This window comes from Campylobacter sp. (assembly GCF_052170435.1).
Lineage (GTDB): Bacteria > Campylobacterota > Campylobacteria > Campylobacterales > Campylobacteraceae > Campylobacter_A.
This window is the reverse complement of the sequence record NZ_JBQNAN010000008.1, coordinates 21,981-36,804: the sequence shown is the minus strand read 5'-3', so window position 1 is coordinate 36,804 and position 14,824 is coordinate 21,981. Positions and strand designations below refer to the sequence as shown.

General features: G+C 45.5%; 13 protein-coding genes. 2 read left to right on the top strand and 11 right to left on the bottom strand.

Annotation, left to right across the window (positions count from 1 at the left end):
- Positions 1–23: 23 nt before the first annotated feature.
- The 7 genes from ACTTJF_RS04820 to ACTTJF_RS04790 form a co-directional block, all read right to left on the bottom strand.
- Positions 24–1,859: a dynamin family protein gene (locus ACTTJF_RS04820; RefSeq protein WP_442550992.1), complete on the bottom strand. Its 1,836-nt coding sequence runs from the start codon at positions 1,857–1,859 to the stop codon at positions 24–26.
- Positions 1,852–4,113, bottom strand: a complete 2,262-nt coding sequence (locus tag ACTTJF_RS04815) for a dynamin family protein (protein ID WP_442551033.1) — start codon at positions 4,111–4,113, stop codon at positions 1,852–1,854. The genes ACTTJF_RS04820 and ACTTJF_RS04815 overlap by 8 nt, the downstream gene beginning before the upstream one ends.
- Before the next feature lie 168 nt (positions 4,114–4,281).
- Complete coding sequence (locus ACTTJF_RS04810) at positions 4,282–5,646, bottom strand: coproporphyrinogen III oxidase family protein (protein WP_442550991.1); 1,365 nt, start codon at positions 5,644–5,646, stop codon at positions 4,282–4,284.
- A 184-nt stretch (positions 5,647–5,830) separates the two neighbouring features.
- On the bottom strand, positions 5,831–7,147 hold the full coding sequence (locus ACTTJF_RS04805; protein WP_442550990.1) for a hypothetical protein: 1,317 nt from the start codon (positions 7,145–7,147) through the stop codon (positions 5,831–5,833).
- Positions 7,148–7,181: 34 nt separating this feature from the next.
- Entirely contained in the window at positions 7,182–7,973 is a 792-nt protein-coding gene (locus ACTTJF_RS04800; protein ID WP_442550989.1) for a DUF2314 domain-containing protein, read from the bottom strand.
- Positions 7,974–8,191: 218 nt separating this feature from the next.
- Complete coding sequence (locus ACTTJF_RS04795) at positions 8,192–8,689, bottom strand: YajQ family cyclic di-GMP-binding protein (RefSeq protein ID WP_442550988.1); 498 nt, start codon at positions 8,687–8,689, stop codon at positions 8,192–8,194.
- A gap of 2 nt (positions 8,690–8,691) precedes the next feature.
- On the bottom strand, positions 8,692–9,630 hold the full coding sequence (locus ACTTJF_RS04790) for a D-2-hydroxyacid dehydrogenase (protein WP_442550987.1): 939 nt from the start codon (positions 9,628–9,630) through the stop codon (positions 8,692–8,694).
- 168 nt (positions 9,631–9,798) lie between these two features.
- Between ACTTJF_RS04790 and ACTTJF_RS04785 the strand changes: the two genes are divergently transcribed.
- Entirely contained in the window at positions 9,799–10,041 is a 243-nt protein-coding gene (locus ACTTJF_RS04785) for a hypothetical protein (RefSeq protein WP_442550986.1), read from the top strand.
- Positions 10,042–10,511: 470 nt separating this feature from the next.
- Here ACTTJF_RS04785 and ACTTJF_RS04780 read toward each other — a convergent pair whose 3' ends face one another.
- From ACTTJF_RS04780 to rpsU, 4 genes are all read right to left on the bottom strand, one after another.
- Positions 10,512–11,690, bottom strand: coding sequence for a glutathionylspermidine synthase family protein (locus ACTTJF_RS04780; protein WP_442550985.1), 1,179 nt, complete (start codon positions 11,688–11,690; stop codon positions 10,512–10,514).
- 1 nt (position 11,691) lies between these two features.
- Positions 11,692–12,330: a UPF0323 family lipoprotein gene (locus tag ACTTJF_RS04775; RefSeq protein WP_442550984.1), complete on the bottom strand. Its 639-nt coding sequence runs from the start codon at positions 12,328–12,330 to the stop codon at positions 11,692–11,694.
- Positions 12,327–12,992 carry a DNA-binding protein gene (locus tag ACTTJF_RS04770; protein WP_442550983.1) on the bottom strand — a complete coding sequence of 222 codons (666 nt, stop codon included), beginning with the start codon at positions 12,990–12,992 and terminating at the stop codon, positions 12,327–12,329. Before ACTTJF_RS04770 ends, ACTTJF_RS04775 begins: the two co-directional genes overlap by 4 nt.
- Positions 12,993–13,100: 108 nt before the next feature.
- A complete protein-coding gene (rpsU, locus tag ACTTJF_RS04765) occupies positions 13,101–13,313 on the bottom strand; it encodes a 30S ribosomal protein S21 (RefSeq protein ID WP_002951513.1) in 213 nt (70 codons plus the stop codon).
- Positions 13,314–13,449: 136 nt separating this feature from the next.
- On the opposite strand from rpsU, the gene ccoG reads away from it, so the two are divergent.
- The gene (ccoG, locus tag ACTTJF_RS04760) at positions 13,450–14,802 is read left to right on the top strand and encodes a cytochrome c oxidase accessory protein CcoG (RefSeq protein ID WP_442550982.1); all 1,353 of its coding nucleotides are present in this window, start codon (positions 13,450–13,452) and stop codon (positions 14,800–14,802) included.
- The last annotated feature ends 22 nt before the right edge of the window (positions 14,803–14,824 follow it).

Below are 14,824 nucleotides of genomic sequence, written 5' to 3'. Positions count from 1 at the left end.
TAAGGAAAATGGCGGCAAGAAATTTACCCGCCAAACCCTTCGCCCGCTTTTAAGATTTCATCCCTTAGCCTCTCATGTCCTGCCGATAGGGTCGCGATCTTGGCTAGTTTTTCGTCCTTTATCTGTGTAAATTCGCTCTTTAACGCCGATAAAATTTTATTTAAAAATGACGCATTTCCTAGCATCTCATTTTCAAATTCGTATAAATTTAGCGACAGCAAAACGCGGTCTTGCACCTCGTCAAAGCTCGGGATAAACAGAGCAAAGCCGTTTTGCTCGTGCGCGCGCATCGAGCCCGCGATCTTTTCTTTTAGAAAATACACGGCGATTTTGACGGCATTTTCGTAGTTTGCGGCGACTTTGAGATTTAGCTTTTCAAAAAATAGCGCCGTCTTTTGCAGCCCTTTAAATTTCGCCGTCTCATAATCTCGCAAAAACGTCCTATACACCTGCCCCGCATACGTTCTAACGTCGGCAAACAGGGTATCGGAATGCGTTTCGTCCTCTTTTTGCGCGTTTTCGAATTCAGATTTATAAATCATAAATTCGCGCTCCAGCCGAGCGTAAATTTCATCCAGCGCCGCGCCGATCTCCTCCTGTAGCGCGCTTAAGCCCCGCTTGTACGTTCTAAAAAATTTGGCGAATTTCACGTCGTTATAGATGAGTTTTGAAAATACCTCGTCGCTGTCAAAATCCACCGCCTCATACGAGCTGGCTTCAAAATACTCGCCCTTTAGCAGCGTTTTTCGCGGCGAGTATTTATACTTTTTCACGCTTTTTAGGCTGGCTAGGATCTCGTCTGCAACGAGCTTTGCGACGTGTTTTAGCTCGTTAAAGGCTAGCTCGATTTTCGGTTTAAAATTTTCTTGCACCGCTTTTAAATTTGACTCCAGTTCGGCGTCAAATTTAGCGATTATCTCGCCGGCTTTTTCGTAAATTTTAGCGATTTTTTCGTGCTGTTCGGCATTTACGGCAACCAACCTAGCGCACTTTTCGCGCACGAACTTTTCTTTTATCTCTTCGTCGCCAAAAAGCTCGCGGACCGCGCCTATCACAGCGCTAAAATTTGACTCTGCTAAAAGCGCTGCATCGCGCGCAGCTTGGGCTTTTACGGCTTGCTTGGCAGAAACCGCGATGATACGCTCGAAAAATCGCCCGTAAGTCGTTTGCGCGTGAGTTTTGAGGCGCTCAAGCTCGTCCTTGCTTAGTTTATCTTTTTGATTTAGTAAACAGATCGCCGTTTTGCCCCCGCCAGCTAAAAACTCCTCGATCTGCGCGGCTTCGCTAGCGCGCGCGGCGTTGTCGGCGAGGCTTAGCCAAATGACGCCCGCGACGTCTTTTAGCACTTCGTGCGTGACGGCGGTATCGGCCTTTGAGAGCGAGTTTAGCCCCGGCGTATCGACGAAATTTACCGACTTTAAAATTTCAGAGGGCGCGTAGACGCAAAGCCTGCTAACCTCGTCGCCAAACACGCGCTGATCGACGAAGCGCGAGATCTCCTCGACGCCTAGATACAGCTCTCTGCCGTTTTCGTAAAGTACGCTAAGAGCGGGCGCGGCGCCGTACCTGATAAAGGTCGGCTTTGAGGTCACGGGAGTTAGACCCGACGGTAAAATCTCGCTACCCAAAAGCGCGTTTAAAAACGTCGATTTGCCGCTAGAAAACTGCCCGACTATAGCGACCGTAAGCGGGCTGGATAAAAATAGATCGAGTTTATTTAGCTCCTGTTTTAGTTCGGCGCTCGGGTGAAATTTGGGCTCGGTTAGCTCGTTTTGCAGCCGTCTAAATCGCCCGTGAAAATCGTCCGAAAATATCTTAAAATACCGTGTTTTATACGCGTTTATAAACTCCTCAAACACTTTGCAGCTCCAAACCTATAGCATTGATCGCCTCGCTTTGCGAGTTTAGTCGCTCTAGCTCGCGCGAGTCTCGCCCGCTAGTTTTTGCTAGCTGGGCAAGCTCGTTTTTTAGCGCCTCTTCGCTGATCGCAAGCGCCTTTTCTTTATCTTTTAGCGCGGCTTCGATACGCTTTTTAAACTCGCTTTTTTCAAATTCGCTAAGCTCGAAAACGAAATTTTTGATCCGCTGGGCGCCCAAAAACTCCACCGCGGCTACTTTGGCGACTTCGGGTATGCCTTGAGCGCCCGCATTTGCCGCGCCAGCTACGGCATCCGCGACCTGGGCGCACTCTAAATTTATCCCTTTTGAGTTTAGATAGTCGTTTATGCTAAAGACCTCGGTCGCCGCCGTTTCACCCTCAAATTCACCGAATTTTAGCGCGATATTTTGCGCGCACGCGGCGATTTGCCGCACGATTTCGTTGCGATTTTGACGCATTAGGACGATGACGCCGTCTTTGATCGTCGTTTGCGCGATGCGCGAGAGGCGCTGCGGATCGATCTTTTGTTTTTTAGAGGCCGTGTAGTTTACGTCATCCGCGACGCGCTGCTTTAGTGTTTGTGCAAGGGATTTTAGCCCAAGCTCGTAGCTAGCCGCGGTTTTGGCCGTATCTAGGCGCTCCAGCTCCTCTTTTACCGCGCCTCTCACGTCCTCTAGACGGCTAGCCAGCGCGGCTTTTTGCTCGTTTAGTTCGGCGAGCTTTTGCGATAAGCTCAAATTTGAACCCGTTAGTTTTAAAATCTCGCTTTGCGTATCCGCAGCAAACTGCGCGCAGACGCGGCCCAGCTCCTTTTTATACGCCTCGATGCCAAGGCGAGATTTTTGGCTATTTTGCCCAAAAAGCGTCTCGTAAAGATACTGCTTAAACTCCTCGATGCCGCTGTTTTGCCCTCCCTCAAAGTAGCTTTTAGCGCTCACGGCAAAAAACTCAGCCCCGACGCCGAGCCCCCGCGTGCGCTCTTCGACGCTCTTTTTAGCGTAGGCGGCGACCTCGTTTAGCTCGCCCTCCTTTAGTACGTCCGCGTGCGTGAGTAGCACGGCGAGCCTCACGGCATGGGAGTTTTGCAGGCTTGAGACGATGAAGTCCAAATCCTTTTGCGTGGCGCTTTGCGAGACGTTCATCAGGTGCACCATCAGGTCGCACTCCCGCATAAATCGCCGCACCAGCTCCTCGCGCGCAGCCACCGCGTCGTCGATGCCGGGCGTGTCGATGATGCGCACGTTATCCTTTAAAAGCTCCAAATTTTCGTAAAGTTCGACGCTTTTTACGAATTTAGCGTATTTTGAGTCCGCAGAGGTGTAGCTCTTGATCTCGTCCGTTTTGACGGTCTTGCTAGTCGGCGGTTCAGAGCAAATCTCGCTCGCGTTAGGGTTTTCAAATTTACCCGCCGACTCGTCGTCCGCGCCGAATTTGTCGCTTAAATTTTGCGCCATCTCGCTCTCAAATTTGACGCTCAAATCGCCGTAAATTTGGGCCATTTCGTTATCTTGATCTTGGACTATTCCAAGCTCTTTTAGCTCAGCCTCGCTCCAAAAATTTACCCTTGCAAAAGGCTCGGGCGCATACTTTAGCACGGTTAAATTTACCGTCTCGGGCACGTTTGAAGCGCCTAGGATTTTTTTGCCCAGCAGCGCGTTTAGCAGGGTTGATTTGCCGGCGTTTATGACGCCCGTAACCGCGACGTTAAACTCTAGCTCACGCGCTTTTTGACGCGCTTTTGTCGCCGCGCTTGCGACGTCCGCGCCAGGTTTTAGCGATAAAATTCGCTCGCAGATATCGTTTAGCGCGTCTATTTTTTGGTGAAAGACGTCTGATTTTTTAAAATTTGAACCCTCTTGCTCGTTCCCTGCGGTCAAATCCGCGCCGAGGGCCTGCAAAAACTCCGAGAGCCTCTTAAAATGCGCGGCGGAGATTATGTTTTCGGTTTGCAGGATTTCTAGGGCGGCCAGAAGCTTTGATTTTGAGATTTTAGCGGATTTTAGAGCGTTTATCGTGCCTAGCTGAGCGCACTGGAGGCTGTATATGTCGGCCTTTAGCCCAAGCGCATGCAGGATATCCCTAAACTCCTTTAGCGCCATAAATCTATCAAAATTCTCCGCATCTGCCGCGAGTAAAACGGCGAGGCTTCGCTCGTCTGCGAGAATTTGCGTTTTGGGGTCTAAAAATAGCTTAAGAGCGCCCCAAATTTCGCTTAAAAATTTATCCGTATCCACCGCTTCGCCTTTGGTAAAATTTGCGCCCGCAAGGTCGCTTTTCGGGGCAAAATTTAGCATAAATTAAATTTAAACAAGCTTGGGCGGCGGGGTATTTTCGCGATAAATTTAAAGCGGTTCGCGGGAGAGATAAATTTGACGGCAAAATCGCGTCAAATTTACCCAAATTTACATAGCGGCTCGCGGCTGAATGATGTTTTGATCAAATTTTTGCTCGGTGTCTTCGCTCATGATGCGAAGCACTTTGCTGCGTTTGATCTTCGCGTCGTTTTTAAATATCGCGCGCACCTTGTCCATACCCGCGTAAAAGTCGCGCATGAGCACTACGCAGATGTATTTGCCGAAAAACGTCGGCTTGATAACGCCGTTTTCTTCGTAGATCGCGTTTACTAGCTTTAGCAAGCTAAGCTCGACAAACAGGTCTTTGTTGATGTTTGCGTCGTTTTGCTCGTTGTAGGCTTTGATATCCACGGCGCCGTCAAAAAGCCTTGTTAAAAACGTGTATTTTAGTCTCTCTTTTTTGCTAAATGCGCATTTTGCGATGACCGGACTTTGCCTACCCTTGATCTTTTTGCCGTAATCAAGCAGGTTAAATGCGTTTATCACAAGCTCGCCGTCAAGGAAGCTAAATGCGCCGCTACCCACGCCCACGTACTCTAAATTTGAGCCCACGTATTCGTCGCGAAGGTCTGCGCTTTTTTCGTTTGAAAATGCCCAAGCGTTACTTTGCTTATATCCGCCTTTGGCAAATTCGCTCACGATGATCTCGTAAAATTCGCGCTCGTTGTCGACGTTTGAGACGCCGAGCGAGCGAGCGATGTTCTCTCTCGTTAGCTCCGATTTCATGAGCGGATAGAAGGTGATCTGCTGCGGAGAGATCGATTTTGCGACGTTTATGTCGTTTATGAGCTGCTCTTTTGTTTGATTTGGCAGGTTAAAGATGAGATCGAGACTGATGACCGGGATCTTGCCCAGAGCCTTCTCGAGCCTTCTTTTCGTCTCTTCTGCCGAGCCAAATTTATCATATCTGCCAACTCTTTTTAATGTCTCGTTGTCAAAGCTTTGTACGCCTACGCTTAAGCGGTCGATAAGACCGTCAAAACGGCTGAGGCTTTCTGGCGAGATGTGGTTTGGATCGCTCTCGGCCGAGATATCTTCGATACTAAAGAGCTCTTTTGCAAGTTTTAGCGTCTTTTCTAGCTCAGGTTCGTTGATGAGCGTCGTGCCGCCGCCGACATAAAGCGAGCTAAAATCAAAGCCGGCCTCTTTTATCTGCCTCATCTCCTCGCGTAAATTTTCAAAATAAATTTTCGCAAGCTCCTGTTCGTAGTGATACTTGTGAAACGAGCAATACGGGCAAAAAGTGTGGCAAAACGGCACGTGAGCGTAGAGCATATACTTTTTGTCTTTTTTTGGAGTTTTTGTGTAAGTTGTGGTCAAAATATCTATGTTAAATTCGTTGTATAGCGATTTTTGTATAGAATTATGAGCGTAATTTACCGCAAATTTTTCTATAATATTCTTAAATCCCACAACTAATTCCTTTTCTTAATTTTTATCGCGTATTTTACTTAGGTTTTACTTAAAATAAAATTTTAAGGCTCTAGTCTAACCTATTTAAATAAATTTAACGTAAATTTTACCGGATAAATTTACGGTTGCGCTTATATATCTTTTTATATAGGCTGCGTTAATTTTATCCCAAAGCTTAAGGATTTTACTCCTTAGCCCTTGAGATGATCTTACTCGAGTCAGGCTCAAATTTCACTCCGCCTTTTGTCTGCAGATAGTAAAATTTGCCGATATTGCAAAGCGACTTAATGCCGTAAATTTTAACCGTCTTTTCATCTATCTCACAAACTATTTGCTCTTTGCCTTTCGCCTTGCAAAGAGACTTTGGTAGGGCATTTAGCGCACTTTTATCAACTAGTAGAAATTTATAATCCACATCGCCTATATTAAATATTTTGGCTGAGTATTTGATAAACAAAAGCGAGTTTGAAACTATCATAAGAATGAGCGCAGTGTAAAATACAAACGAAAAGTCCTTGGTTTCTTTGATGCTTGAAACGCCTAGCATAAACGAGAGCATGAATGAGCAAAATAGCATCCAAAGCGCCATAAATTCGCCATTTTTTGAGATAACAACCGAAATGATAAAGAGTAAAATCATGAGAAACGACAAAAGATAGATGATAAAATTTGGTCTATCTTTAAAGAAAACTGCCAAATTTACTCCGGCGTAGGAGAGTAACAATAGCGATAAAATAGCGCCCCAACCGTAGTTTAGATTGAAGGCTGCAAGGGCTAAAACAGCAAACGAGACGAGCGTTAAAACGTAGATGAAATTTGAGTTATAAAAAAATAGAAATTTTGGCTTTTTAAATTTGTACTTTTTATCGTCTTTTTGGTATAAAAATGAGATAAAAACCAGGACTAATATCTCAAAAAAGGTGACAAATGCAGTAGCGCAAAAGAGCAAAATGCCCGTAAATATCATCTCCGAGCTATCTAGACTCGGGAAATATCCGATCTCGGAGCCAAAATACAAAAAGTAGCAAAGCACGCTGATAATCGGCACGATGAAATTTGAATGCCTAAAGAAAAAAGCAACGCACTCTTTTATGAAATTTGCCTTTAAATTTGCCGAGTGCTCACTCAAACGACTCTCAAAAAATGAGTTTAAAAGTAGCTCGTTTTTGACCTTTTCAAGCTCATCTGGTTCCTTTGATAGCGCTCTTTTGTAAAATTCATAATTTTGCTCGCTAAAGTCTTTTTTGATCTCGTCTTTTATATCTAAGACAACAAGAACGATCTGCTCTTTTATCTCGGCGAGCCTTTTTGAAATTTCAGCAAAATTTGTTCTATTTAGCCTATCAAAAAGATCGCTCTCTTCATTTAAAAGATCGATCAAACGCGCTTGTTTACTATTTCTTATCTCGCAACATGAAAAATTTGCCTTTAAGAAATTTACAAATTTCTTAACGTTTTTTACGCTCTCTTCTTTTTGGTTTAAAATATCTTGGTAGCTCAAATTTTACCTATCTTATTTAAATTTATAAATTTAGTTATCTAAGCACCTTTGCGATATGCTCCCAGCCCAAACGCTTGGCAAAATCAGCCGCGGTTTTGCCGCTTTTCGTGCGTACGTTTTTGTCCGCGCCGTTTGCCAGCAGTACGTTTACGAGCGCCAGATTGCCCGCGAGCGCCTCGCGGTGCAGCTGCGTAAATCCTTCTTCATCGGCGTCCGTGACGATACTTGGGTTTTCTTTTACGTATTGCTCGAACTGCTCGCGCATGTTTTTACACATCGGGTGCTCGGTCAAATTTTCAGGGTGTTCTTTTTGCTCGTAAACCACCAAAATATCGTTAAAATCGCCAAAATCAAGCCCCCACGCTTTATCGTGCTCTTTTAGCTCGCCCTTTTGCATGCGCGAGCGCATCGCCTGCACGCTAAATCCGCCGTATGCGCGTCCGCCCACTGCAAACATCCAGTCGCTCATCTCGTCTATTTTTGCATTCACGCGGTCGCCGTTTTTTACGTTTTGCACGGCGTCAGGCTCGTTTACGAGCGTGCCCGAGATAGTCTCGCCGTCAAAATCAATGTCGTTTATCCACATATGCTCGCCGACTTCTTCGCCATTAAGGGCGTCTAAAAAACAAATTTTAACCATCGCAAAATCAAGCCCTGGCACGACCCTGTGGCGCTCCCAGTAAAGCTCGCGCCAAAAATACCTAAAGCTCTCGCGCGCCTGCTCGAATGCGCGCTGCATATAGTCCTCTTCGTTACTTGCAAAATAAATCGGCATTTGCTCGCCCAGATCGACTTGTTTGCCGAAAATTTTCTTAAAAAAGCCCATTTTTTTATCCTTATTTATTTTAGATTGAGAGTTAAAATTTCGATACGTTAAATTTGCGGTTAAATTTGACGAGCCGTCAAATTTTGAATACAAAAATCAAGCGACGATTTTGCGAGACGAATTTAAATGTTGCGACGAAAAATTGAGCGTGCGCTAGGCATGTAGCCTGCGGAGCAAAATTTTTCTAGCTCATTTAAAGGCGCTCGCGAAAATGACCGCTATTTTAAGTTTTTAAAACTAATCGGTAACTCCAAATTTAACCCCTTCACGAGTCTAATGCACTCCTGCAGATCATCGATGCTTTTGCCGCTTACGCGCACCTCTTCGCCGCGGATCGCCGCAGTTACTTTTAGCTTTGCGTCCTTGATCGCTTTGGTGATTTTTTTCGCGTTTTCGCTGTCTAGGGTATCGTTTAGCTTTAGCGTCGCCTTTAAATTTCCGCCGCTCGCACTCTCGCGTTTGCTCTCGGTGACGGCTACCGGCGGGATGTTTCGCTTGATGAGCTTTGAGATCACGATGTCTTTTAGCGCGTCGATTTTGTTGTCGCTAGAGCTAAGAAGCGTGATGATTTTTTCCTTTTCGTTTAGCTCCACCTCGGCCGCAAGCCCCTTAAAATCATATCTCGCCGCGATCTCTTTTTTCGCCGTCTCCAGCGCGTTTTTGACCTCCATCATATCGACCGCCGCGCTTATATCAAAACTATGCTCAGTTGCCATTTTTATCCTTTCAAAAATTCTTTTATATTTTCTACGATCATCGCTACGAGCCGCTCTCTAGCCTCAAAACTCGCCCAAGCTACGTGCGGAGTGAGTATCAAATTTTCCTTGTTTTTGATATTTAGCAGCGGATGATCCGCGCGCATAGGCTCGGTCTCTAGCACATCCGAGGCAAATCGCAAATTTCGCCCATCTATCGCGCGGGCTACGGCATTTTCATCCACGATGCCGCCGCGTCCGAAGTTCATCAAAATCGCGCCCTCTTTCATTAAATTTAACTCCCGCTCGCCGATCAAATTTCGCGTTTTTTCATTTAGCGGAGCATGGATGCTCACGATGTCGCAGCCTCTTAAAAGCTCGTCCAAATTTTGCCTTTTAAACTCGGCGTTTGCGTTTGCGCCGCTAGTTGAGTAGTAGCTTACGTTCGCACCAAATGCCGCCGAGATGCGCGCCACGCCTCTGCCGATCTCGCCAAGGCCGATGACGCCAAAGCTCTTGCCCGCTATCTCGCCGATACTGCGGTCTAGATTCGTAAAAATTTCGCTCTTTGCCCACTCGCCGCTTTGCGCGTAGTTATCGTAAAATTTGATGCGATTCGTCAGCGCAAAAAGGCAAGCAAACGTATGCTGTACGACGCTGGCCGTCGAGTAGCCAGCGACGTTTTTTACCGCGATGCCTTTTGCCGCGGCGTATGCGAGATCTACGTTATTCATACCCGTCGCGCTTATGCAGATTAGCTTTAAATTTGACGCGTCCATCGTCTCTTTGTCGATCACGACTTTGTTCGTGATGACGACGTCAGCGCCCTTTAGCCGCTCTATGCGCTCGGCCGAGGCGGTCGTCTCAAAGCTAACAAACTCGCCAAACTGCCCAAAAACGTCCAAATTTACGTCGCTTCCAAGCGTCGCGGCATCCAAACATACGATTTTTAAATTTGTCATTTTCGCTTCTTTTTTGATATACATGATTATAGATAATTTTGACTAAATTATAAATTTAACACTAAAACTAATACCAAAAAAATAATAAATAATTTTAAACAACAAATTTATTATTTTTTTAAAGAGCGAGTGTAAAATAAGCAAAAATTTATTATTAAGGAGAAAATTATGATAGCAAAAGCTAAACCTTGGATAATCTGCTTTTGCCTGGGCGTCATCGGCGCCTATGGGAGTGTGCTTTTTACAAGCAAATTTAACAACGTCGGTGCAATTACCGCTTTGACAATTGCTGCAATCGTTGTTTTTATTTTAAATAAAAGTGATACCGGGTTTAAAAAAATGACTTTTGAGATAGTATGTGCCATCATGGCCGGCGTTGCATTTCATTATATAAATTTTCTAGGAGAATAAAATTTCACAATGTGAAAATTTGGCCGCACATTTTGTGAGATTTATACAATGATGAAGATTTGCAAAGTTGCTACGCTTCTGGACCTTTTGTGTCCTTTGTGACAACATTGTAATAAAAGATAATCAAAAAAGAAATATAACATGACAGATTAGGTCATACGTGTGTCGTTTTGTATAATTTTTATATGCAAGATGGAACAACTCAGAAAATATCAAGAAAGTCCGCAGCGCCAAAGACTGGCGAGCTTGTTCCGCTTTGGTCAATATTTATTCTTCAAAAAAGCAAACGAAGTTAGTAGCAGAGTATAGAAAAAGTGTGCGAAAGCAGCAAGAAAAACGACGCAATAAGTACAATAAAAATTATGCTATCACTTACAAGTTTGATTGTGCGTTCACAAGCAATCAAAACATAGGTCTAGATACAAACAAGAGCAAATAAATAGTATTTGGGCTAGACCTCTAGCCCAAATTTACTTAATAAAGTGCCCCACGAATTTGGAGTAGTTATCTAAAATTTCGCCGCCTCTGCGGTATCCTAGCGCGCACGCCTCGTAGGCAAAAAATACGCCCGCTTGGTAGCTGTTGTTGGCGGCGTCTTTGTTAAATTCGTAAAATTCTTGATAGATCGCGCGGTTTTGACCGTAGTCGCCGCCGTTTTGCGAGCTAATGCTGCCGTCAGCCTCTATCACGCTCACATTTGCGCCCTCTCGCCCAAAAACCGGCTTTTTCACGCATTTTTTGCCCGCGATCGGCTTGTCGCTAGCTTGCAGTAAAAGCGGGTGATTCGGGTATAAATCCCATAAAATTTTTAGTATCCCTTTGCTTTGGAAAAGCAGCGTGTATGCGGGATTTAGGATGATGGCTTTTTGATTTTGGACGATGTTTTTTAGGATGATGGCTAGCTCGCCTTCCTCTACGGCGATGTCCTCCCACGGCACGAGCTTAAACCAGTACTCGTAGTTTTCTCCGTCAAAAAACACGCCCTCCTCGTCGTTAAATACGACCTCATCGACGTAAGCAAACGCCGTGTGAAAGCCCGCCTCCTCGGCGATGTATTGCAATAGCTTCACGGTCTGCTCGTCCTCGCTACTGCCCGCAATCGAGCTGAATAAAATTTTCCAGCCCTCGTAGTGCTCGTTAAAGCTCTCGGTCTCCTCATCTAGCGTCACCAGGCGCCTAAAATTTTGCTTTAGGGCGTCATAAAGGTCGTTAAACTGCGCGCTCTCGTCCATGCGGTTAAACTTAAGCGCCGCCCACTGGATGATCGCCGTCTCAAACACGGCCGTCGGGGTGTCGGCGTTAAATTCGATGAGTTTTATCGGCTTGCCGTCTAGACCGCCGGCTAGGTCAAACCTACCGTAGAGATGCCAATGCACGTCGTTTTCCCAGCTTTCGCGCACTAGATCTACGAGGTTAAACGGGATGCCGACTTCGTGGTAGAGGTTGTTGTCGATGACGTGCTGGGCGGCTGCGACGAACATATCGTATAGCTCGTTTGCGGCGTTGTAGTAGGCCTCGGCCTGCGCCTCGCTAACCTCGACTAGCTCGTCTGCTACGTAGTCGCTGCCGTCTGGATCGGTGTGCCACGTAAAGCCGATCTCGCCTAAAAATTCGCTATTTAGCGGTTCGATTTTTTTTAAATTTATCATTTTATCCTCCGAAACTTGAGCTTGAGCTTGAACTTGATCCGCCGAAAAATCCGCTCTTTCCGCCGCTTGGTTTACTTGCCGAGCTCGTGGCTTTGGCTTTGTTAAAGCTATCTACGCTCCTTGAATACGCGCTTGGGTTTTTATACGCGCTTTGGCGCTGCGCCTGATAGCCCGGGTTGTTAAAAAGCTTGTTGCCGATCCAGCTACCTATGATCGCGCCCGCAGCCGAAGCTAGAAGCGTCTCGCCAAGGCTCATACCGCCGCTGCTTAGCTGCGCGTTTTGAGCGTTTGAGCCGGTTAAATTCGACGTTCCGGCGTCGATTTTGGCGTTTTCCTCGGCGATTAGCTTATCCATCTCCTCTTTGCTTAGCACGCGCTCGGTACCGTTGATGTCCTTTAGCACGACGCGAGTTTCGCTGCTTGGATACTCTTCTAGGACTTTATATTTGCCGGGCGCGGTTTCTTCGATGATGACGAAGGCTCCCGTCTTTTGCGCCGCTTCTTTTAGCGCGCTACCGTCATTACCGTTTGCTCCTCCGTTATCGCTGCCGCATCCTGCCAGCCCGGCCGCTATCACCGCGCCAAAGCCGCCCACAGCAGCGTAGCTGGCTACTTTTTTGATATGTTTAAAAACTCTCATTTTTTATCTAGCTCCTTTGAAATTTTCTTGCTTTTTACCATTATCACGCCTTTTTTAAATTTGATAAATTTTGATTTTCCGATGTTTTTTATGATTTTATTTTGCGTTTTTTTAAGACTCTTACCGCTTAAATTTTGCGATTTTAAAAACTCGGCCAAGCTCGTCCATTTGCCTTCGTTTTCAGGCTTGCTCTCGACGAATTCGACGTCGATGGGGGCTACGTATTCGCCGTTTTGACGGGCTAGCAGCGGTCGCTCGAGCATACTTAAAAATCCCCTTAGCTTCTCGTCTCTTTCGCGGTAAATTTGAGCTATTTCGGATTTATTATTTAGCAAAATTTGCTCTTTTTCGCGAAAAAGCCTCTCTTTGTCGGCTTGCAAATTTTGATTTTGTTCTTTTAGTTCGCTGATTTGCGAGAGTAGAAATTCATTCACGTCAAATTTGCCGGCCTTAGCGGCTTTTTTTGGCTCCGAACTTTTGGCTGATTTTGAAGTTTTGGGCGCCGATTTTGGCGCGGTTTGAGGCTCGTAGCCGTCCAAAACCACGTATTTTACGCCGTCTTTTTCAAAGGTCTTTAGCGTGCCGCGACGAATGCGGTTGTAAACGGCTTCTTTGGTTACGCCTAAGATTTCCGCAGCCTCGCTCACGGGCACTTTGGACATATTTTTCCTTTGATCGTTAAATTTGGCGTAGATTATGGCAAATTTTGGCTTTGATGCGAGTTAAACGGGGGTTTAAAAAAGAAAAGGCCGCCGAAGCGACCCTTTTGGTTAGAGCTTTGACTCGTAGCGTCTAAGCATATATAGACGTTTAAGCATTTTCTTACGAGCTGCGATTTTTTGTTTTTTGCGGATCTCGGTCATAGGCTCGAAAAAGCGTCTTGCGCGAACTTCAGTCACGACAAGGTTCCTGTCGGTTTGCTTTTTGAACTTTCTGTAAGCTTCGTCAAAAGACTCGTTAGGATGTACCTTAATACCAGGCAACGTCCTCACCACCTTTCAATTAAAATAGACGGCGATTATAGCAGAAATTTAGTAAATTTGAGAATTTATAAAAAATTAATTGCATTAACTCTATAATTTATCCAAAATTATCACTACTTTGTAATTAGGACGAATTATGACCAAAGAAGAGTATAAAAATTATTTCAAATTTGCCGGCAAACGCTATATCGCCTACATCCTGATAACCTGTACCGCGCTTATTTTGCCTTTTATAACTATCGGCGGAAATCATTTTTTTTTACTGAGCTTTGAGCGCAGCGAACTGCATCTGTTTTTTGCCAAATTTAATGTCCAAGAGCTGTTTTTGATGCCTTTCGTGCTAATTATTTTTTTTATTTTTATATTTTTTATGACAAATTTAGGCGGCCGCGTCTGGTGCGGCTGGAGCTGCCCACAGACGATATTTCGCGCGATTTATCGCGACCTTATACAAACTAAAATTTTAAAAATCCGTAGGAGCGTCTCAAACAAACAAACGCAGGCCGAGGGCGGCATCAAAAATGCGCTAGCTGTCGCGATCTGGAGCGTTTTGGCTTTTATCGCGGCGGCGAATTTTCTCTGGTTTTTCGTCCCGCCGCAGGAATTTTTGGCTCAAATTTTAGACCCCGCCGAGCATAAAATTTTACTCGGGGCTTGGATCGTTATCGCGGCGTTTTTGATATTTGACGTCGCGTTTTTGGGCGAAAATTTTTGCATTTACGTCTGTCCGTACGCTAGAGTGCAGTCCGTGATGATCGATGCCGACAGCGTGCAGGTTATCTACGACGAGACGCGCGGCGGTAAAATTTTTGAGGGGCAAACCAAACTCTGGAAAAAACCGCCGGAGCCGCAAAACGAGTGCACCGGCTGCGAAGCCTGCGTGAAAATTTGCCCGACGCATATCGACATCAGAAAAGGCATGCAGCTAGAGTGCATAAACTGCCTGGAGTGCGTCGATGCGTGCACGAAAACGATGTCTGGGCTAAATTTACCTAGTCTAATTAGCTGGACTAGCTCAAATTCGCTAAAAACCAAACAAAAAGTGCGGTATTTGCGCTTTAAAACTATTGGCTACTGCGCCGCCATCGCTATCGCCGCGACCGCGCTAACGCTAATGAGCGCCAAAAAAGAGAGCATGCTACTAAATATCAACCGCACGAGCGAGCTATATAAGGTAAATAAAAGCGGCGAGATCGAAAACGCCTACGTGTTTTTGTTTGAAAATACCGACGCGGCGGCGCATGAATTTTACTTTGACGTTAGCGCAGAGGAAGCTAAAGCGCCGATAAAAATCGAGCGCCCGAAGGCTCAAATTTTGCTAAAAGCTGGCGAAAAAAGGAAGGTCGTAGTCGTGCTAAGCGCGCCTAAAACGGCATTTGCCGGCACAAACGAGCAAACGACGAAGATAGAAATCTCCGCCTACGCCGCGGATAACAAAGAAAAAATAAATGTTAAAAGACGGACGATTTTCGCCCATCCAAGTGAGTAAAAAATTATTTTTTTATAGTATA

Bases quoted from the DNA above. Each gene is read 5' to 3' on its own strand.
- ACTTJF_RS04800 (WP_442550989.1), bottom strand. From the start codon at position 7,973: ATGGGCTTTTTTAAGAAAATTTTCGGCAAACAAGTCGATCTGGGCGAG.
- ACTTJF_RS04795 (WP_442550988.1), bottom strand. From the start codon at position 8,689: ATGGCAACTGAGCATAGTTTTGATATAAGCGCGGCGGTCGATATGATG.
- ACTTJF_RS04790 (WP_442550987.1), bottom strand. From the start codon at position 9,630: ATGACAAATTTAAAAATCGTATGTTTGGATGCCGCGACGCTTGGAAGC.
- ACTTJF_RS04785 (WP_442550986.1), top strand. From the start codon at position 9,799: ATGATAGCAAAAGCTAAACCTTGGATAATCTGCTTTTGCCTGGGCGTC.
- ACTTJF_RS04780 (WP_442550985.1), bottom strand. From the start codon at position 11,690: ATGATAAATTTAAAAAAAATCGAACCGCTAAATAGCGAATTTTTAGGC.
- ACTTJF_RS04775 (WP_442550984.1), bottom strand. From the start codon at position 12,330: ATGAGAGTTTTTAAACATATCAAAAAAGTAGCCAGCTACGCTGCTGTG.
- ACTTJF_RS04770 (WP_442550983.1), bottom strand. From the start codon at position 12,992: ATGTCCAAAGTGCCCGTGAGCGAGGCTGCGGAAATCTTAGGCGTAACC.
- ccoG (WP_442550982.1), top strand. From the start codon at position 13,450: ATGACCAAAGAAGAGTATAAAAATTATTTCAAATTTGCCGGCAAACGC.